We start from the raw sequence: 14624 nt of genomic DNA, 5'->3' as shown, positions 1-14624 counted from the left end.
CGACCCCGTGACGGAGGAGAACAGATGCCCATCGACACCATCGAGCGCTTCCTGGCCGCCCTTGACCCACATCACAGGGAACAGGTCCAGCGGCTGCCGCGCGAGGAACAGGTAAGGCTCGCCGCCGCGTGGGAGGCAGAGTTGCAACAGGACACCGACCTCGACACGCTGAGCGAGCTGTCGCCCGCCGCGGCCGAGAGCGAGGCGGCGGCGCGGGTCGCCAGGAAGCTCCTCGAGTAGGTGCACTCGCCGTCCCGGCGGCATGTCGTGGTGCGCTTGGCGTCCCGGCGACATGCCGCCGGGACGCCGAGGAGGGACAGAGACGACAGGACCACAGGACCACAGGGCCCGACCTGGTCGTCTCCGGCGGCGAGTGCATGCCCTCCGGCGCCTCCTCGGCTCCTGCCTCGCCGTCCGCGCCCGCCTCCTCCGCGCCCTCGTCCGCCGCCCGTCGACCACGGCTCCGGCGGGGGCCGTCCCCACCCACAGCGGCACGGCCGCCGCGCCGGGGGCGAGCAGTGCCCCGTCGCCCGCGGGCGGTGGCACCGGCCTCGCCGAGACCGGCGCGAGCAGCAGCACCCGGTGATCGCCGGCGTCGCCGCCGCACTGGTCGTGGCCGGTGGCGGCACCGTACCGGCGCTGCGCCGCCGGACCACGCGCCGCTCTCACTGACACCCCGTCCGCCTGGTGGGCACCCGCCGAGCACCGTCACCCCTTGGCGGTGCTCGGCGCTTCTCCGTAGCCGGAAGCCATGGCGAGCCGGTGCCGGTTTGCGGAAGGCCGCCACGAGGCGGTTGTTGCCGTCGGCGCGGGTCGCCCGGAACAGGCGCGGGCAGCCAGGACCGCATGGCTCGGCTCGACGCCTTCAAGGGACATCACCACCGGCGGCACGCAAAGAGTTCTTCGCAAAGAACTCTTCGCAAAGAACTCTTTGCGAAGAAGTCTTTGCGAAGAACTGTTTGCAGTCTAGAGTGCCCGTCATGACTGTTCCGAGCGAGCGACCGGCCGGCCCGAAGGCCGAACCGGACGCGGTGGTCCTGGATGCCAAGGGGCTGCGCGCCCTGGCACACCCCGTGCGTGTGCAGCTGGTCGGGCTGCTGCGGAAGTACGGCCCTTCGACGGCCACCCGCCTCGCGGAGCGGCTGGGGGTGAACTCCGGCACGGCCAGCTACCACCTGCGCCAGCTCGGCGCGGCCGGCTTCGTCGAGGAGGACACGGAACGCGGCAACGCGCGCGAGCGCTGGTGGCGTTCGGTGCACCAGTCGACGGAGCTCAACGACCCGGAGCTGGCCGAGCGGGAGCCGGAGGCCGCGCTGGCCTACCTCCAGTCCGTCGCCGCCGCCTACACGATGCGCATCCAGCGGGCGGTCAACGAGGTCCAGACGATGCCCCGTGCGTGGCGGGACACCTTCGACATGAGCGACTGGGCCCTGCGGCTCACGCCCGAGGAGGCCGTCGCCCTGCGCCAGGAGTTGCGGGACGTCGTCGCCCGCTACCGGAGGGACACACCTCAGGAGGCGTCCGGCGCTCCCGAGGGAGCCGAGCGGGTCGCCGTCATCACGCAGCTCCTGCCCGAGCTGGACGCGCCCGCTGTTCCGGAGGTTCCTTCCCACCCCGGGGAAGCGACCGGAACGGAGACGTCGTGACCCGCGGTGTCCCGGGCGCCACCACCATGTCCGGCGGGCGGAGCCTGCGCCCCCTGGTAGGCGTGCTCTCGGCCATGGCCGTCTCACTGACCGGTACCCGGGTCTCGGCCGTGGCACTTCCCTGGTTCGTGCTCGTCACCACCGGCAGCGCCACCCGGACGGGACTGGTCGCCTTCTGCGAGATGACCCCCTACGTCCTGGTCAAGGCGTTCACCGGGCCGCTGGTGGACCGGACCGGCCCACGGGCCGTCTCCTGGACCACCGATCTGGCCAGCGCGGCCGCGGCCGCGGCGGTGCCCGTGTTGCACGCGCTGGGCCTGCTGTCCTTTCCGGTGCTGCTGGCCCTGGTCGCGCTGATCGGCGCGGCCCGCGGCCCCGGCGACCTGGCCAAGGAGGTGATGGTCCCGGAGGCGGCCGACCGAGGCGGGGTGCCGCTGGAGCGGGCCACCGGGCTGTCCGGCGTGACCGAGCGGCTCGCCTCGACCATCGGCCCGGCGGCCGGCGGCTCGCTGGTGGCCCTGCTCGGCCCGTTGACAGGACTCGTCGTCAACGCCTGCTGCTTCGCTCTCGGGTCGGTGGTCATCGGGCTGTCGCTGCCTCGTGGCATGGGCCGTGCCGCCGAGGAGACCCCGGCACGGGCCGGGGAGACGGAACCCGGTTACTGGCGACGCTTCGGCGAGGGGTTCACCTTCCTGCGCGGCGAGCCGCTGCTGCTCACCGTCATCGTCATGGTCGCGATCACCAACCTGCTGGACGCGGCGTTCACGACGGTACTCATGCCGGTCTGGGCCAGGGAGTCCGGCCGCGGGCCGGCTGCGCTCGGTCTGACGGGCACCGTGATGGGTGCCACGGCGGTCGGCGGCAGCCTGGTCGCCGCGCTGGCGGCGCACCGGCTGCCGCGCCGGGTGGTGTTCTTCACCGGGTTCCTGCTGGCCGGTGCGCCGAGGTTCCTCGTCCTGGCCTGTGGCGCGCCGATGGGGGCCGTACTGGCGGTGTTCGCCGTCGGTGGATTCGGGGCGGGCTTCCTCAACCCGGTGCTGGGAGCCGTCCTGTTCGAGCGGATACCGCGCCGGATGCTCGGCCGGGTCGGCGCGCTCGGTGACTCGCTGGCCTGGGCCGGCATCCCCCTCGGCGGACTGATCGCCGGCGCGGCGGTGGCCTCGGCGGGACTCGCGCCGGTGCTGCTCGCCGGCGGAGCCGGGTACTTCCTCACCACGACCCTGACCGGACTGCGTCCGGAGTGGCGGCAGATGGACCGTACAAACGGGCGCGGCACCGCTCGGCGGCACACCCGGGAAGTCGCCCGGTCGACGCCCGTCACCGTGCAAGCCGACGCACCGCCGGCACCCCCGGCACCCCCGGCACCCCCGGCACCCCCGGCACCCCCGGCACCCCCGGCACCCCCGGCACCCCCGGCACCCCCGGCACCCCCGGCATCAGCATCACCGGTCGGCGGCGCGCGGGGTGACGCCGGCCGTCACGCCCCGTCGTGAGCCGCCGGAGGTACCCGCGACCGGTTCGGTTCACCGCCGGCTGCATCCCGCAGCACGTGGTGCCGGGGGCCGGGGCCGGACTCCACAGGGCCGTTCGCGCTGGAGCGTCCGCCGTGGTGACCGGTCCTCCCCGCGCGCGAGCGGTACCGGCGGCCCCACGGGACGAGGCGACCGGCAACGGTGGGGGGCGGACGGGGAGGACCGGAGATCTCGGGTCAGTGCGCCTTGTTCATCTTCTCCAAGGCCTTGGCGAGGCCGTTGGCCCACAACTGGTCGACGCGGTAGCGCTCGTTGGCGTTCGGATAGCGGTTGGTGCAGGACGGGCCGGGGCCGCCGCCGGACATCAGCTCGCTGCACGGGCCGCTGTAGTGGTCCGGCAGGCCCAGCACGTGACCCGTCTCGTGAGCGGCGACGCGGATGGAGTCGTACTGCTGGTTCTGCGCGTAGTCGAGGAAGATGTAGCCACTGCCGTGACCGTCGGTGGAGGCGTAGGACCCGCGCGGGTCGCTGCCCTCGTAGTAGCCGAAGTCCGCGCTGCCCGACGTCGCCTGGAGCTTGACGTTCGACACCGAGCTGTTCCAGATGGAGGCGGCGCTCGATATCTGGGAGCGGAAGCTCGGTGCCTGGGAGGCGTTGTAGTAGACGGTCACCGACTGCAGGTTCGGGTGGGCGGCCTGCTTCTTGGCGACCGACTTCAGCACGGCGTCGAAGAACGCCCTGTTGCCGGCGGCGTTCTCGGCCGAGCCCGCGTACCGGGCGTACCCGGCGGTGGCGGAGCCGGACGCGACGGTGCCGGCCGGCTGAGCGCTCGCCGGAACCGCGGTGCCCACCGCGGCGGACGCCAGACCGAGGCCGAGCGCGAGGGAGAGCAGTCTCCTGGAGGTCTTGGCAGACTTGGGGGTCGTACGGGACGACGTCATGTGGGGGACTCCTGCTCGTTCGTGTGGGGTGGTGAACGATCGGTTACGCAGGAGTCTCGGGGAGCTCAAGGGGCGGCGGATGATGGCAAGTGGGGATAGCACGGAGCTATCGGCGGCCGACTCGTCTAATTCCGTTGGGATTTGAACATCTGGTGCGGTGCCCCGCCCCGCCCTACGCTCCCCCCATGGAGCTCGAGATGAGGCACCTGCGCGTCCTGTGCGCCGTCGCCGACAACGGCAGCCTGCACAAGGCGTCCCGGGAACTCGGCATGGCGCAGCCCTCGTTGAGCACCCAGTTGCGCCGCATAGAACAGGCGCTCGGCGGTCAGCTCTTCGTCCGCGCACGCACCGGCTGCCGTCCCACGCCGCTGGGCCACGCGGTGCTCAGTCGCGCCAGGCCCCTGGTCGCCGAACTCGCCGCGCTCGTCACCGAGACGAGGGCGGCGGCGGCCCGGGCCGCGGGCGGGCCCCAGCTGCGCATCGGCGCCACCGCGAGCCGGGCGATACCGGGCTGGCTGCGCCGGCTGCGGGCCCGCGTGCCCCGGGCCGGGCCCACGCTCCAGATGGACGTCTCCGCCAACTTCCTGCTGCGCATGGTCGCCTCGGGCCGGCTCGACGTGGCCTTCGTGCACGAGGTGGAGGGCAGTCCGCTGCGGATCCCTCCCGAGCTCCGTGTGCGGGTACTGGTCGAGCGGGAGCCGCAGTTCGTGTCCCTCGCCGCGGATCATCCGGCGGCGGCGCAGCGCGAGGTGCGGCTCGCAGATCTCGTCGACGACCGCTGGATGATCGACTCCACCGTCGACGGCGAATGGGACGGCCTGTGCCGGGTGCTGCGGGAGGCCGGCCTTGAACCGCAGGTGCTGCACGGCGACTACCTCACCGCGTACTCCCTGGCCGCCACCGGCGAGGTGATCACGGTCAGTCAGCCCACCGCGGCCCCTCGCGCCGACCTGGCCATCCGGCCTCTGCAGGGCGACCCGATAGGGGTACGGCTGTTGCTCGCGGCCCGCACCGAGGCCGAACTCGGTGATTGCTATGGCGAGTTGGAGGAGGCCTACTGGGAGGCGGCCCGGCAGGCGCCTGCCTACCGGGAGTGGCTGGAGCGTTCGGGCGTGCCCGGGGCACCACGGGTCCCGGGCGCACGTGGAGGGCAGGTCGCCCACGAGGGCCCCCGCGCGGGGAGGGACGGCGGAGACCTCCCGGCGCGGGTGGAGCTCTGCGGGAGTACACCGGCGTAGGCACGTCGCGGCAGGGAACGGACTCCGGTCGCGGGCGAGCACGGCGGGCACCGCCGGCACCCGCAGCGGGCCGCCTGGGCCCGTGCCGGGCCGGGCCGGCCGCGAGGGGTGAGCGAGGTGTCATGTGCCCGGGCTCGAGCACCCACCCCCGGCGTCCGACCGGCGGTCGAGGAGCAGTGCCGTGGCGCCAGGCCCGGAGCGGACCGACCGCCTCGAAGCGGCCCGCAGCCGGTCCGGGCCGCGGGCCACGTTCCGTACGGCGGCGTCCGAACCGGTGCGGTCCAGGCCTGTGGCCCGAACTCACCCGTCACACCGCGCGAACGGCTCATCGACGTCGACGGCGAAAGACTGAAACAGGCCGGCGCTCCGCAACACAATTGGGGAACCAGGACAGAAATCTGTGCGGCACCCGTGAGATTCCTGTGTGAAACATGTGTATACGGCAGGTAATGGGCGGCACTTCGCCGCTTGAAAAGCAGTCCGGCGTGGTTAAAGGATTGGCCCCAGTCGGATCAGAACTTGCTCGCATCGGGCCGCGTCGGCGCCGATGGGGCCGCCCGATGCCGAAGACTGCTGCGCATGGCTACGACAGTCCTCGACCCGACCACCCCCATCGGCGCCGAACGTCGCGCGCTCTGGAGGTCGCCGGCCGACCAGCCCGCGTACGCGCGCCCGGCGCTGCTGGTCATCACCGTGCTCGCCGCCGTGCTCTACGCATGGGGCATCAACCACAGTCAGTACCAGGCCTTCTATGCGAGCGCCGTCCGCAGTATGACGGGGAGCTGGAAGGCTTTCCTCTACGGCTCTTTCGATCCCGGAAACTCCATCACGCTCGACAAACTTCCGGGATTCCTGTGGCCGCAGGCGATTTCCGCCCGGATCTTCGGATTCCATCCGTGGGCGCTGATCCTTCCGCAGGTCGCCGAGGGGGTGGGCAGCCTGCTGGTCCTGCACCGGCTGGTGCGCCGCTGGGCGGGCGTGCCCGCGGCGCTGATCGCCGACACGGCGTTCCTGCTGACCCCGGTTGCCGTGGGGCTCTTCCGCACTGCGGTCGAGGACCCGGCGTTCACGCTGTGCATGCTGCTGGCGGCCGAGGCCACCCAGCGCGCGGCCCGGGACGGCCGGCTGCGCCCGCTGATTCTCGCCGGGGTGTGGGTCGGGCTCGGCTTCCAGGCCAAGATGCTGGAAGCATGGGCGGTGCTGCCCGCGCTCTGCGCGGTGTACCTGCTGTCGGCGCCGATCACGCTGCGCAGGCGGCTGGCGCATCTCGGCGTGTCCGCCGTGGTGATGACGGCCGTCTCGGCCTCATGGATGCTGGCCGTCACCCTCACCCCGGCCCAGGACCGGCCCTACGTGGACGGCACCACCAACAACTCCGCGTTCAGCATGGTGGTGGGCTACAACTTCCTGAACCGCTTCTCCTCGCTCGGCGTCAGCGCGGCCTCCACGGGCAGTGTGAGCGCGACGCAGGGCGGGGGCAAGAACGGCCGGTTCGGTGACGGTCGGTTCGCGGGCGGCCGGCACGTCCTCAGCCCCGGCGGCGCAAGCGGCGCGAGCGGCGGCGTGCTGCGGGAGGCCGGCCCGACCGGCCGTACGGCCGCCGCGCCCCAGGCCGGAGGCGGCGGATTCGCCGGCGGCCGGGGCGGGGAGCAGAACGGCTGGTCGAAGATGTTCGGCACGTCGCTGGCCTCGCAGACCGGCTGGCTCTACCCGATCGCGGCCGTCGCCGCGGTGTGTGGTCCGCTGTGGCGCCGGGGCAGGCCGCGCACCGACCGGATCCGCTCCGGGTTCGTCCTGTGGGGCACCTGGCTGGCCACGTTCTTCCTGGTCTTCAGCGCGGGCAGCGTCGGCGGCCACACCTACTACATGGGTGTGATCGCGGTTTCGCTCGCCGCGCTCACGGGGGGCGGCATCGCGCTGATGTGGCGCGCCTGCCGGGCCGGCGGCCGCCGCGCATGGGCGCTGCCGGGCGCGGTGGCGGCGACCGCGGCGTGGAGCGCCCACCTGGCCGGCGAGTTCCCGTCGTTCCTGCCGTGGCTGGCGCCCGCGGTGGGCGGGCTCGGTCTCACGGCCGTCGGACTGCTGGCAGCCGCGCTGGTCATGGCCCGTCGCGGTCGCGCTCCGTCCGGGGGCCGGCTCGCCCTCGCCGGGCTCGCCGCGTCCCTCACGGCCGTGCTGATCGCACCGGGTGCATGGGCCGCGCAGGTCTTCAGCCCCTCGCACGGCAGCTCAGGCATGGGCGCGATCGGCCCGTCCGGCACGAACCGCGGCCACGGCTCGGTGACCTGGGCGGCCGGACACACGGGGCAACTACCCTGGGGCGACGGCGGCACCACGCGCGGCAGGCAGGCCGGCCGCGGCGGCCCGGGCGGCTCCGGAGCCACGGGCGGCTTCGGAGCCATGGGCGGGGACGGCCAACTCACCTCGGCCCAGCGGAACTTGCTGCGCTACACCAGGGAACACCAGGGCTCGGCCACGTATGTCTTCGCCACCACCAACTGGAACGGCGCGGCCCCGTACATCCTCGCCACCGGCGCCCGCGTCCTGCCGCTCGGCGGCTTCAGCGGCAGGGTGCCGTTCCCGACCGAGGAGCAGTTCCGGTGGCTGGTCGACTCGGGCAGACTCCGGTACGTGCTGCTGGGCGGCGACGGCGGCGGCATGAGCGCCCTGTTCGGGGACACCGGCGGGACGACGTCCACCACTCGGATCACCGACTGGGTCCGCTCCGCCTGCACCCCGGTCCCGGGCCTCCCGGGACCGGCCGGCCAAGGAGCCGCCGCCCAGACCCTGTACCGGTGCGGCCCCGCATGAGATGACAACAGTCGCGGCAACCGGTCGTTCCGGCCTCTGGCCCTGGGGACATACCGAACGGTATACAAGCCCAGTCGAACGTGCGGCCGCCGGTACTCGGTGCCGGCGCCGCGCGCTGTCCGGTGCGAGGGGGAGGATGTGCATGGCCAACGACATGTATCCGGGTGAGGTGGCGAGACGGCACCGCTGGCCGGTCACCGTGGGGGCGGCGCTGGGCGGTTGCGCCCTCGTCGCCGCTTCCACGGCACCCGCCGCCGCGCACGGCGAGGGAGGGGGCCGTACCACGCGCTACGTGGCCCTCGGCGACTCGTACACCTCGGGCCCGGGCATCCCGCAACAGGTGGACGCCAACTGTGCCCGCTCGGACCACAACTACCCCTCGATCGTCGCGGCGGAGGGGGCTGTGACCGCGTTCAAGGACGTCAGCTGCAGCGGGGCGACGACCGAGAACATGTGGAAGCCGCAGGGCACCAACGACGCCCAGCTCAACGCGCTGGACCGGCACACCGATCTGGTGACGCTGCAGATCGGTGGCAACGACGTCGGTTTCGGCTCCATCATCGCCACCTGCGCCCGCCTCGGTTCCCAGGAGCCGGTGGGAGACCCGTGCCGGCGCTACTACAGTTCTTCCGGGTTCGACCAGTTGACGGTGAACATCGCGCAGACCGCACCGAAGGTGGACCGCGTGCTGCGGGCCGTGCACGCCAGGGCGCCGCACGCCCGGGTGGTCGTAGTCGGCTACCCGGATCTCCTGCCCGACGACGGCAGCGGCTGCTTCCCCTCGGTGCCGTTCGCTTCGCAGGACTTCCCGTATCTACGGGACACCGAGCAGCGGCTGAACCTCGTGCTTCGCCTGGTGGCCGCGTGGAACCGTGCCCAGTACGTCGACACCTACCGGCCCACTGTCGGCCACGACATGTGCAAGGCCCCCGCGGACCGCTGGATCGAACCGTTGCAGCCGGCCTCCCCGGCCGCGCCCGCACACCCCAACGCCAGGGGTGAGGCAGCCATGGCGCGTGCCGTACTGGAGTCGCTGGGCAGCGGGCGCGGACGCGGCTGAGCGACGGGCGGCAGCGTCACCGGTGCCGCGCGGCCGGCCCTCCTTCCGGGCCGGCCACGTCCTGAAGGCGAGCGGCACCGGGGCGACGCGCGAGGAAGCGCGCGATGTCCTGGTGAACGTCTGGTGGGCGGCGTGGGCCGGGCACGTGGTGATCACGGTGGCGGATCAGCAGGCCCGAGGAACCTCGCCGGCCGTCCTCGTGGTGTTCGCAGGCACTCGACCTCGCGGCAGCGGTCCTGGCGATCTGCCTGGTCCAGCGCATCACCGCACTGCAGAGCACCGCGCTGCGGGACATGTCCCGCGCAGCACCGCTCACGCACGCCTGACTGCCGTGGACGGCCGCACCAAACCGATTCGGGCGCGGCCACGGATTCCCTGCGGGAGGTGTCGCCGCGGAATGTCCTGCGAGAAAGACGTCATGCCGATGATGCGGGGCCACGACGGGGATTCGGCGGCTTCGGCGCTCCTGGTGCGGCACCGGCCGGAGCGGGCGCGGGCCGCCGTCCTCACCCTGCACGGGGGACGGCCGGACGGCTTCCAGGCCGCGCGGCCCTGGCACCTGGCCTCGCTCAGGATGCGCCCCGTGCTGCGGGCGGCGGCGCTGTCCGTGTCACTGGAGGAGGTCCTCCTGGGGCACGTGCGGTACCGGCATCGCGGCTGGAACGAAGGTGATCCGGTGCAGGACGCCTTCCGTGCGCTGGGTGAGCTCGACCGGCTGGCCCGGGACGTGCCGGTCGTCCTGGTCGGCCATTCCATGGGAGGCAGGGCGGCCCTGCGCGCGGCAGCTCATCCGCGCGTGCGAGGCGTGCTGGCCCTCGCGCCCTGGCTGCCGCCGGGTGAGCCCACCGGGCATCTCGGGGATGTGCGGGTCGTCGTACTTCATGGCGACCAGGACCGGGTCACCAGTGCCACGGCATCCGTGGAGTACGTCCTACGGGCCCGGAGGGCGGGTGCGCGGGCCGGTGCCGTGCTGATCCGGAACGGGGACCACGCGATGGTGCGCCGCTCGGGTCTCTGGCACCGTTCCACGGCCGGCGTCGTGGCGGAACTCCTTCGGCCGGACGCCGGCCGGTCGGGGCTGGCCGCCGAGAGCTTCGCGGCCGCCGAGGCCCTCCGCCTCTAGGCCGACCGGTTCCAGCGCTTCGTCACGGCGGCTGTCCTCACCGGGCGAAGGCCCCCCGCCCTGGCCTGGGCGGGGGGCCTCCTGATCCGGGTCCGCGCTCAGCGGTCAGCTCCCGCTGGTGCGCCGGCGTCGCCACCACACGAGAGCGGCGCCGGCGGCCAGGAGGGCCACGGCGATGCCCGCCACGGTGAGGACCTGAGCGCCGGTGCTGGCGAGGCCGCCTGAGTTGTCGTCGCCGTTGCCGCCGGGCGGCGTGGAGGGCTCGTGCCCGCCCGGGGCACGGGTGCTGTCGCCCGGCTCGGGGGTGTGGGTGGCCGGGGTGGAAGGCCCTCCGGTGGGCTTGGCGGTGTGGCTGGGAGCCGGGGCCGGCGTCTGTCCGCCGTCACCGCCGCCGGAGGGGGCCGTGCCGTCGGTGTTGCCGCCCAGCAGGAGCAGCGTGCTGTTGTCGGCGCTGTCGGTCATGCTGGTCACCGAGGTGTCCGTGGACTTCGGCAGGTTCCTGTGCTCGGCCCGGAACTCGGTGCGGCTGATGTTCCGCTTGGGGGCCTTGGAGAAGTCCACACCGCCAAGGACGCAGGTCTTCGGCTCCCCGCCGTTGCCGCACGGGTAGCTGTAGTCGCCCTTGGTGAAGGACTTCACGTACTCCTCCCACGTCTGACGCGGGGTCCAGGAGGCGTTCTTGCCGCGCAGCGGCCACTTGGCGACATTGTCGCTGTCGATGATCGAACGGTAGTCGGTGGCCTGCTGCCGGTCCTGCAGACGGACGTACTCGGCGGCGACGCGGGCACTGTAGACGCGGCGCAGGTCCGCGTACTGCGGGGCTGTGTTGATCTTCTTCTCGACGTCCGGGATGACGATCTGCCGCACCAGGGTCTGGTAGGTGGTGCGCTGGGCGTCGGTCAGGTCGCAGTTGCCGTTCGGGGTCGGCGTCTTCACCGAGGCCGCCTCGGAGTTGACCCTCAGCGGCGCGTCCAGGATGTAGATGCCGTTCTCGTCGGCGCGGACCTTGGCGGGCTTGGGCACGATCCAGTTGCGCTCGACGGAGCCGCAGGGCAGTCCGGCGGCCCGCATCGCCTCCGCGAGCTGCTTGCCGGTGCCCTGGCGCGGGTCCAGGTCCTTGGCGTAGTCGTGCTTCATCTCCAGGTCGGCCTGGAGCAGGACACGGCCGGCGTCGGTCTTCCCGAACGTCGCGTCCATGATCTTGTCGGGCTGGTCCGGGTTGAGGTTGACCCAGAACTTCTCCGGCGTCAGCGCGAGCCAGGTGAAGAACGCGTCGGAGATGAGACGGGCCTTCTCCTGCCCTCCCCATCCGGCGTCCTCGTTCGCCGACCGGTTGGCGGAGAAGGAGTAGTTGACGCCCTTGCCCTTGACCGGCTTGCCGAAGTAGGACAGTTCGAGCGTGGAGAAGTCGACACCGCCCGGAGTGCGCACGCGCATTGCGTTCGGGTCGTTGCGGCGTACGGCTGCCAGCTGCCGCGCCATGTCGGCGGGAGTGGGCCGGGAACCGCCCACGATGCCGGTCGAACCACCGCGCGAGGTCGCTCCGCCGACCGCGAACTCGGTCGATCTCGCGGTGTAGTCGCCGGGCTTGAACGTCGCCCTCGGTGTCGAGACGTGCTCGTACGTCGTCACCCGCGGCTTGCCGCCCAGGTCGCCGTAGTCCTTGGCGAGGTTCTTGTAGAACGTGCGGGTGTCGTCGTTCTGCGGCTGGCCGAAGACACCGCGCAGCCGGTAGTCCTTGTACTTCGGGTCACTGAGGACGGCCCGGTCCTTCGGTCCCTGGCCGCCGGCGTGGTTCGGCCCGGACTTGATCTCGACGAACTCCTTGGTCCGGTGGTTGACCGCGTCGTAGATCCGGTAACGCTTCTCTCCGGTCTTCGGGTCGGTGTACTCGACGGGTTCCTGGCAGATCCAGTCCGGGCCGAGCAGCCCGAGGTCCTTGACGACCTTCTTCTCGAAGGCGTTGCCGCGCGGGCGGCGGGCGGCCATGTCGATGTAGGCGTCGTCGAGCCAGCCCTTGAACGAGCCGTACTCGTTCGCACCGTTGTGGTCGTCGAGGTAGCGCTTGTAGGAGGCGTAGACCTTCTTGGGGTTGCCCTCCGGCCACTTCTTCGGGTCGTTGCCGGCCTCGTTGAGGATCTTGTCCGCCTCCGCCTGGTCGTCCGGCAGGGTCACGCCGTCCATGGCGTTGCGCTGGTTGACGTAGGTGTAGTCGTCCCAGTCGCCGGGTGGCCGGGTGGCATCCTGGTCCCAGGGCATGGTGGTGCCGGGCGTCCCGGAGAGGTCGTAGAGCTGCTCGCAGGGGACGCCCGGCTTGGGCCTGGCCGCGGCGTCCGCGGTGGACAGACCGGGGAGGCCGGTCAGCGTGGCTGCGCCGGCGCACGAGAGGGCGACGGCCAGGCGTGCCCAGAGGCGGGCACGCCTGCGGTGGGGTGTCGGGTGAATCATGCGATCTCCCCGGGAGCCCAGTGGGGTGGGTCCGTGTGGGTGACGCCAAGGGCCCCCGTGCTGTATGGCGTCACACCCAGGACACACTAAGACCCTCAAGTCACAGCTGTCGCACAGTATTTGCGGCGTGGCGCCGGTCAACCGGACCGATGTGCGGGACTGTTGCGCGGCGCGCCGCGCGAACCCCGTGGGTGGGGGCGACTCGTAGGATCCGGGACATGGACACCATCGACAGCCCCGAGTGGTCCGACAATCCGCGCCTGAACGGCTGGCTGGCCCGGCAGCGGGAGGCGTTCGCGGCCTGGCAGCGGGAGTCGCCCGGCGAGTGGGACTTCTCCCCCGCGTCGCTCGACCGGCTCGAGGAGCTGGTGCGCGGCCGGTTCTCCTCCTACGAGGCGGCGGATGCGGCGGGCGACGACCCGTTCATGACCGTGTCCGCGTGGTACCTGGGCGAGGTGCAGGTGCGCGCCTTCGGTGCGGTCTGGAAGTGCGCCCCGGTTCCCGGGCCCGGCCGCTACGCGAAGACACGTCCGCTGGTGACCCTGCCGAAGGAGCACCTGGACGAGGAGGAGCTGGACCGGCTGCGGGAGGCGGAGGAGCTCTACGAATCGGAGTGGCCCCTGTGCAACCCCGCCGACGAGCTGCTGGCCCTGTTCCTGCGCGGCCCCGACAACCACCTGCGGAACGTCCTTGCGCAGTACGGGAGTTAGGGCGTGTTTCGCAGTGCGGTGAGGGCCGGGCAACCACAGGATCGGTGTCCCCGTCACGGGCAACGCGTCGACCGGGTTCAGGATCCGGGTTGTTGACCGGGATCGTTTTCGCGAACGGCACCTGGACTGGGGAGCCGGCATCGACTTCGTCCGGCGGGCTATGTTGCTCGGCAATGAATACCGGGACGGCATTGCGCCACACACGGATTGGTGACCCGGTGCTCTTCTGAGCGCCGTACGGGCCGGTGCGGGCCCGCTGTTCGATCAAGGATCTGGCGCTGCAGCGCGAGCTCCGCCTCCGTCGTGTTGATCACAGGCTTGACACGTCAACCACGACAGGAGAATTCATGCCACCAAGATGCTGCAGATTCCCACCGCGGACGGCCAGGCCGACGCTTTCGCCGCCTTCCCCGACCACGGCGAGCGGCACCCAGGGGTGCTGATGTACGCGGACGGCTTCGGCATCCGGCCCGTGCTGCGGGAGATGGCCCGCGAACTGGCCGGGCACGGGTACTACGTGCTCGTCCCCAACCTCTTCTACCGGCACGGCCCGGCACCACTGATCGAACTTCCCGAGCACATCGGAGAAGAGGTCCGGCCCGCGGTCATCGCCCGGCTGATGCCCTTGATCGAGGCGCACACCGCCGAACGTGTCCTGAGCGACGCCGACGCCTACCTCAGGTTCCTCACCACCCAGCCCGAGGTCGGCGCCGGACCGGTCGCGGTGACCGGCTACTGCATAGGCGGCCTCCTGGCGATGCGCACCGCCGCGGCCCACCCCGGCCAGGTGGCCGCCGTCGCCGGATTCCACGGCCCCGTGGGCGCCGACGGGCCCGACAGCCTGCACCGCCTCCTCTCCGAGCTCACCGCCCAGGTCCACCTCGGCCACGCCGAAACCGACATGACGCCCGAGGCCCTCGGCGAGCTCAACCAGGCCCTGGACGCCGCGGGTGTCGGCTACACCTCCGAGATCTACCCCGGCACCGTCCACGGCTTCACCATGTCCGACACCGACGCCTTCAACCCCTCCGCACTGCAGCGGCACTGGGACCGCCTGCTGACCCTCCTCGGCCGCACCCTGGCCAACAGCTGAGGCTCCGGCTCGGAAACCGAACCCGAAGTGCACGGCTCCGGAGTCCTGGCGATGCTGCGAAGCCGGTGTGCGGGCAGGCTCA

12 protein-coding genes are annotated in these 14624 nt (G+C 72.1%); 10 read left to right on the top strand and 2 right to left on the bottom strand.

Going from position 1 to position 14624, the window contains the following annotated elements:
- The first annotated feature begins 24 nt into the window (after nt 1-24).
- The 4 genes from ACH4UM_RS36015 to ACH4UM_RS36000 all read left to right on the top strand — a co-directional run bounded on the left by ACH4UM_RS36015 (nt 25) and on the right by ACH4UM_RS36000 (nt 3139).
- Nucleotides 25-240 carry a hypothetical protein gene (locus ACH4UM_RS36015; RefSeq protein ID WP_398188989.1) on the top strand — a complete coding sequence of 72 codons (216 nt, stop codon included), beginning with the start codon at nt 25-27 and terminating at the stop codon, nt 238-240.
- A gap of 133 nt (nt 241-373) precedes the next feature.
- Nucleotides 374-586, top strand: coding sequence for a hypothetical protein (locus ACH4UM_RS36010; RefSeq protein WP_398188987.1), 213 nt, complete (start codon nt 374-376; stop codon nt 584-586).
- A 394-nt stretch (nt 587-980) separates the two neighbouring features.
- A complete protein-coding gene (locus tag ACH4UM_RS36005) occupies nt 981-1646 on the top strand; it encodes an ArsR/SmtB family transcription factor (RefSeq protein WP_398188985.1) in 666 nt (221 codons plus the stop codon).
- Between the two features lie 26 nt (nt 1647-1672).
- Nucleotides 1673-3139: an MFS transporter gene (locus ACH4UM_RS36000; protein WP_398189115.1), complete on the top strand. Its 1467-nt coding sequence runs from the start codon at nt 1673-1675 to the stop codon at nt 3137-3139.
- 215 nt (nt 3140-3354) lie between these two features.
- Here the strand turns inward: ACH4UM_RS36000 and snpA are convergent, their stop codons facing one another.
- Nucleotides 3355-4059: a snapalysin gene (gene snpA, locus ACH4UM_RS35995; RefSeq protein WP_398188983.1), complete on the bottom strand. Its 705-nt coding sequence runs from the start codon at nt 4057-4059 to the stop codon at nt 3355-3357.
- A gap of 185 nt (nt 4060-4244) precedes the next feature.
- On the opposite strand from snpA, the gene ACH4UM_RS35990 reads away from it, so the two are divergent.
- The 4 genes from ACH4UM_RS35990 to ACH4UM_RS35975 all read left to right on the top strand — a co-directional run bounded on the left by ACH4UM_RS35990 (nt 4245) and on the right by ACH4UM_RS35975 (nt 10291).
- Complete coding sequence (locus tag ACH4UM_RS35990; protein WP_398188980.1) at nt 4245-5297, top strand: LysR family transcriptional regulator; 1053 nt, start codon at nt 4245-4247, stop codon at nt 5295-5297.
- A gap of 579 nt (nt 5298-5876) precedes the next feature.
- Nucleotides 5877-8108 (top strand): ArnT family glycosyltransferase, encoded by a 2232-nt coding sequence (locus ACH4UM_RS35985; RefSeq protein ID WP_398188977.1) that lies wholly within the window; start codon nt 5877-5879, stop codon nt 8106-8108.
- Between the two features lie 142 nt (nt 8109-8250).
- Nucleotides 8251-9168, top strand: coding sequence for an SGNH/GDSL hydrolase family protein (locus tag ACH4UM_RS35980; RefSeq protein WP_398188974.1), 918 nt, complete (start codon nt 8251-8253; stop codon nt 9166-9168).
- 397 nt (nt 9169-9565) lie between these two features.
- Entirely contained in the window at nt 9566-10291 is a 726-nt protein-coding gene (locus tag ACH4UM_RS35975; protein WP_398188972.1) for an alpha/beta fold hydrolase, read from the top strand.
- A 105-nt stretch (nt 10292-10396) separates the two neighbouring features.
- Here ACH4UM_RS35975 and ACH4UM_RS35970 read toward each other — a convergent pair whose 3' ends face one another.
- Complete coding sequence (locus ACH4UM_RS35970; protein WP_398188969.1) at nt 10397-12739, bottom strand: LPXTG cell wall anchor domain-containing protein; 2343 nt, start codon at nt 12737-12739, stop codon at nt 10397-10399.
- A 218-nt stretch (nt 12740-12957) separates the two neighbouring features.
- Here ACH4UM_RS35970 and ACH4UM_RS35965 point away from each other — a divergent pair, with 218 nt between their 5' ends.
- Nucleotides 12958-13449, top strand: coding sequence for a hypothetical protein (locus ACH4UM_RS35965; RefSeq protein ID WP_398188966.1), 492 nt, complete (start codon nt 12958-12960; stop codon nt 13447-13449).
- Between the two features lie 358 nt (nt 13450-13807).
- Nucleotides 13808-14542: a dienelactone hydrolase family protein gene (locus ACH4UM_RS35960; RefSeq protein ID WP_398188963.1), complete on the top strand. Its 735-nt coding sequence runs from the start codon at nt 13808-13810 to the stop codon at nt 14540-14542.
- Nucleotides 14543-14624 lie beyond the last annotated feature (82 nt).

The organism is Streptomyces sp. NPDC020801 (assembly GCF_044334385.1).
Classification (GTDB): Bacteria; Actinomycetota; Actinomycetes; order Streptomycetales; family Streptomycetaceae; genus Streptomyces.
Note: the sequence above shows the minus strand (reverse complement) of the source record. Positions and strands in the feature narration are given on the sequence as shown.

Bases quoted from the DNA above. Each gene is read 5' to 3' on its own strand.
- ACH4UM_RS36015 (WP_398188989.1), top strand. From the start codon at position 25: ATGCCCATCGACACCATCGAGCGCTTCCTGGCCGCCCTTGACCCACAT.
- ACH4UM_RS36005 (WP_398188985.1), top strand. From the start codon at position 981: ATGACTGTTCCGAGCGAGCGACCGGCCGGCCCGAAGGCCGAACCGGAC.
- ACH4UM_RS36000 (WP_398189115.1), top strand. From the start codon at position 1,673: ATGTCCGGCGGGCGGAGCCTGCGCCCCCTGGTAGGCGTGCTCTCGGCC.
- snpA (WP_398188983.1), bottom strand. From the start codon at position 4,059: ATGACGTCGTCCCGTACGACCCCCAAGTCTGCCAAGACCTCCAGGAGA.
- ACH4UM_RS35990 (WP_398188980.1), top strand. From the start codon at position 4,245: ATGGAGCTCGAGATGAGGCACCTGCGCGTCCTGTGCGCCGTCGCCGAC.
- ACH4UM_RS35985 (WP_398188977.1), top strand. From the start codon at position 5,877: ATGGCTACGACAGTCCTCGACCCGACCACCCCCATCGGCGCCGAACGT.
- ACH4UM_RS35980 (WP_398188974.1), top strand. From the start codon at position 8,251: ATGGCCAACGACATGTATCCGGGTGAGGTGGCGAGACGGCACCGCTGG.
- ACH4UM_RS35975 (WP_398188972.1), top strand. From the start codon at position 9,566: ATGTCCTGCGAGAAAGACGTCATGCCGATGATGCGGGGCCACGACGGG.
- ACH4UM_RS35970 (WP_398188969.1), bottom strand. From the start codon at position 12,739: ATGATTCACCCGACACCCCACCGCAGGCGTGCCCGCCTCTGGGCACGC.
- ACH4UM_RS35965 (WP_398188966.1), top strand. From the start codon at position 12,958: ATGGACACCATCGACAGCCCCGAGTGGTCCGACAATCCGCGCCTGAAC.
- ACH4UM_RS35960 (WP_398188963.1), top strand. From the start codon at position 13,808: ATGCTGCAGATTCCCACCGCGGACGGCCAGGCCGACGCTTTCGCCGCC.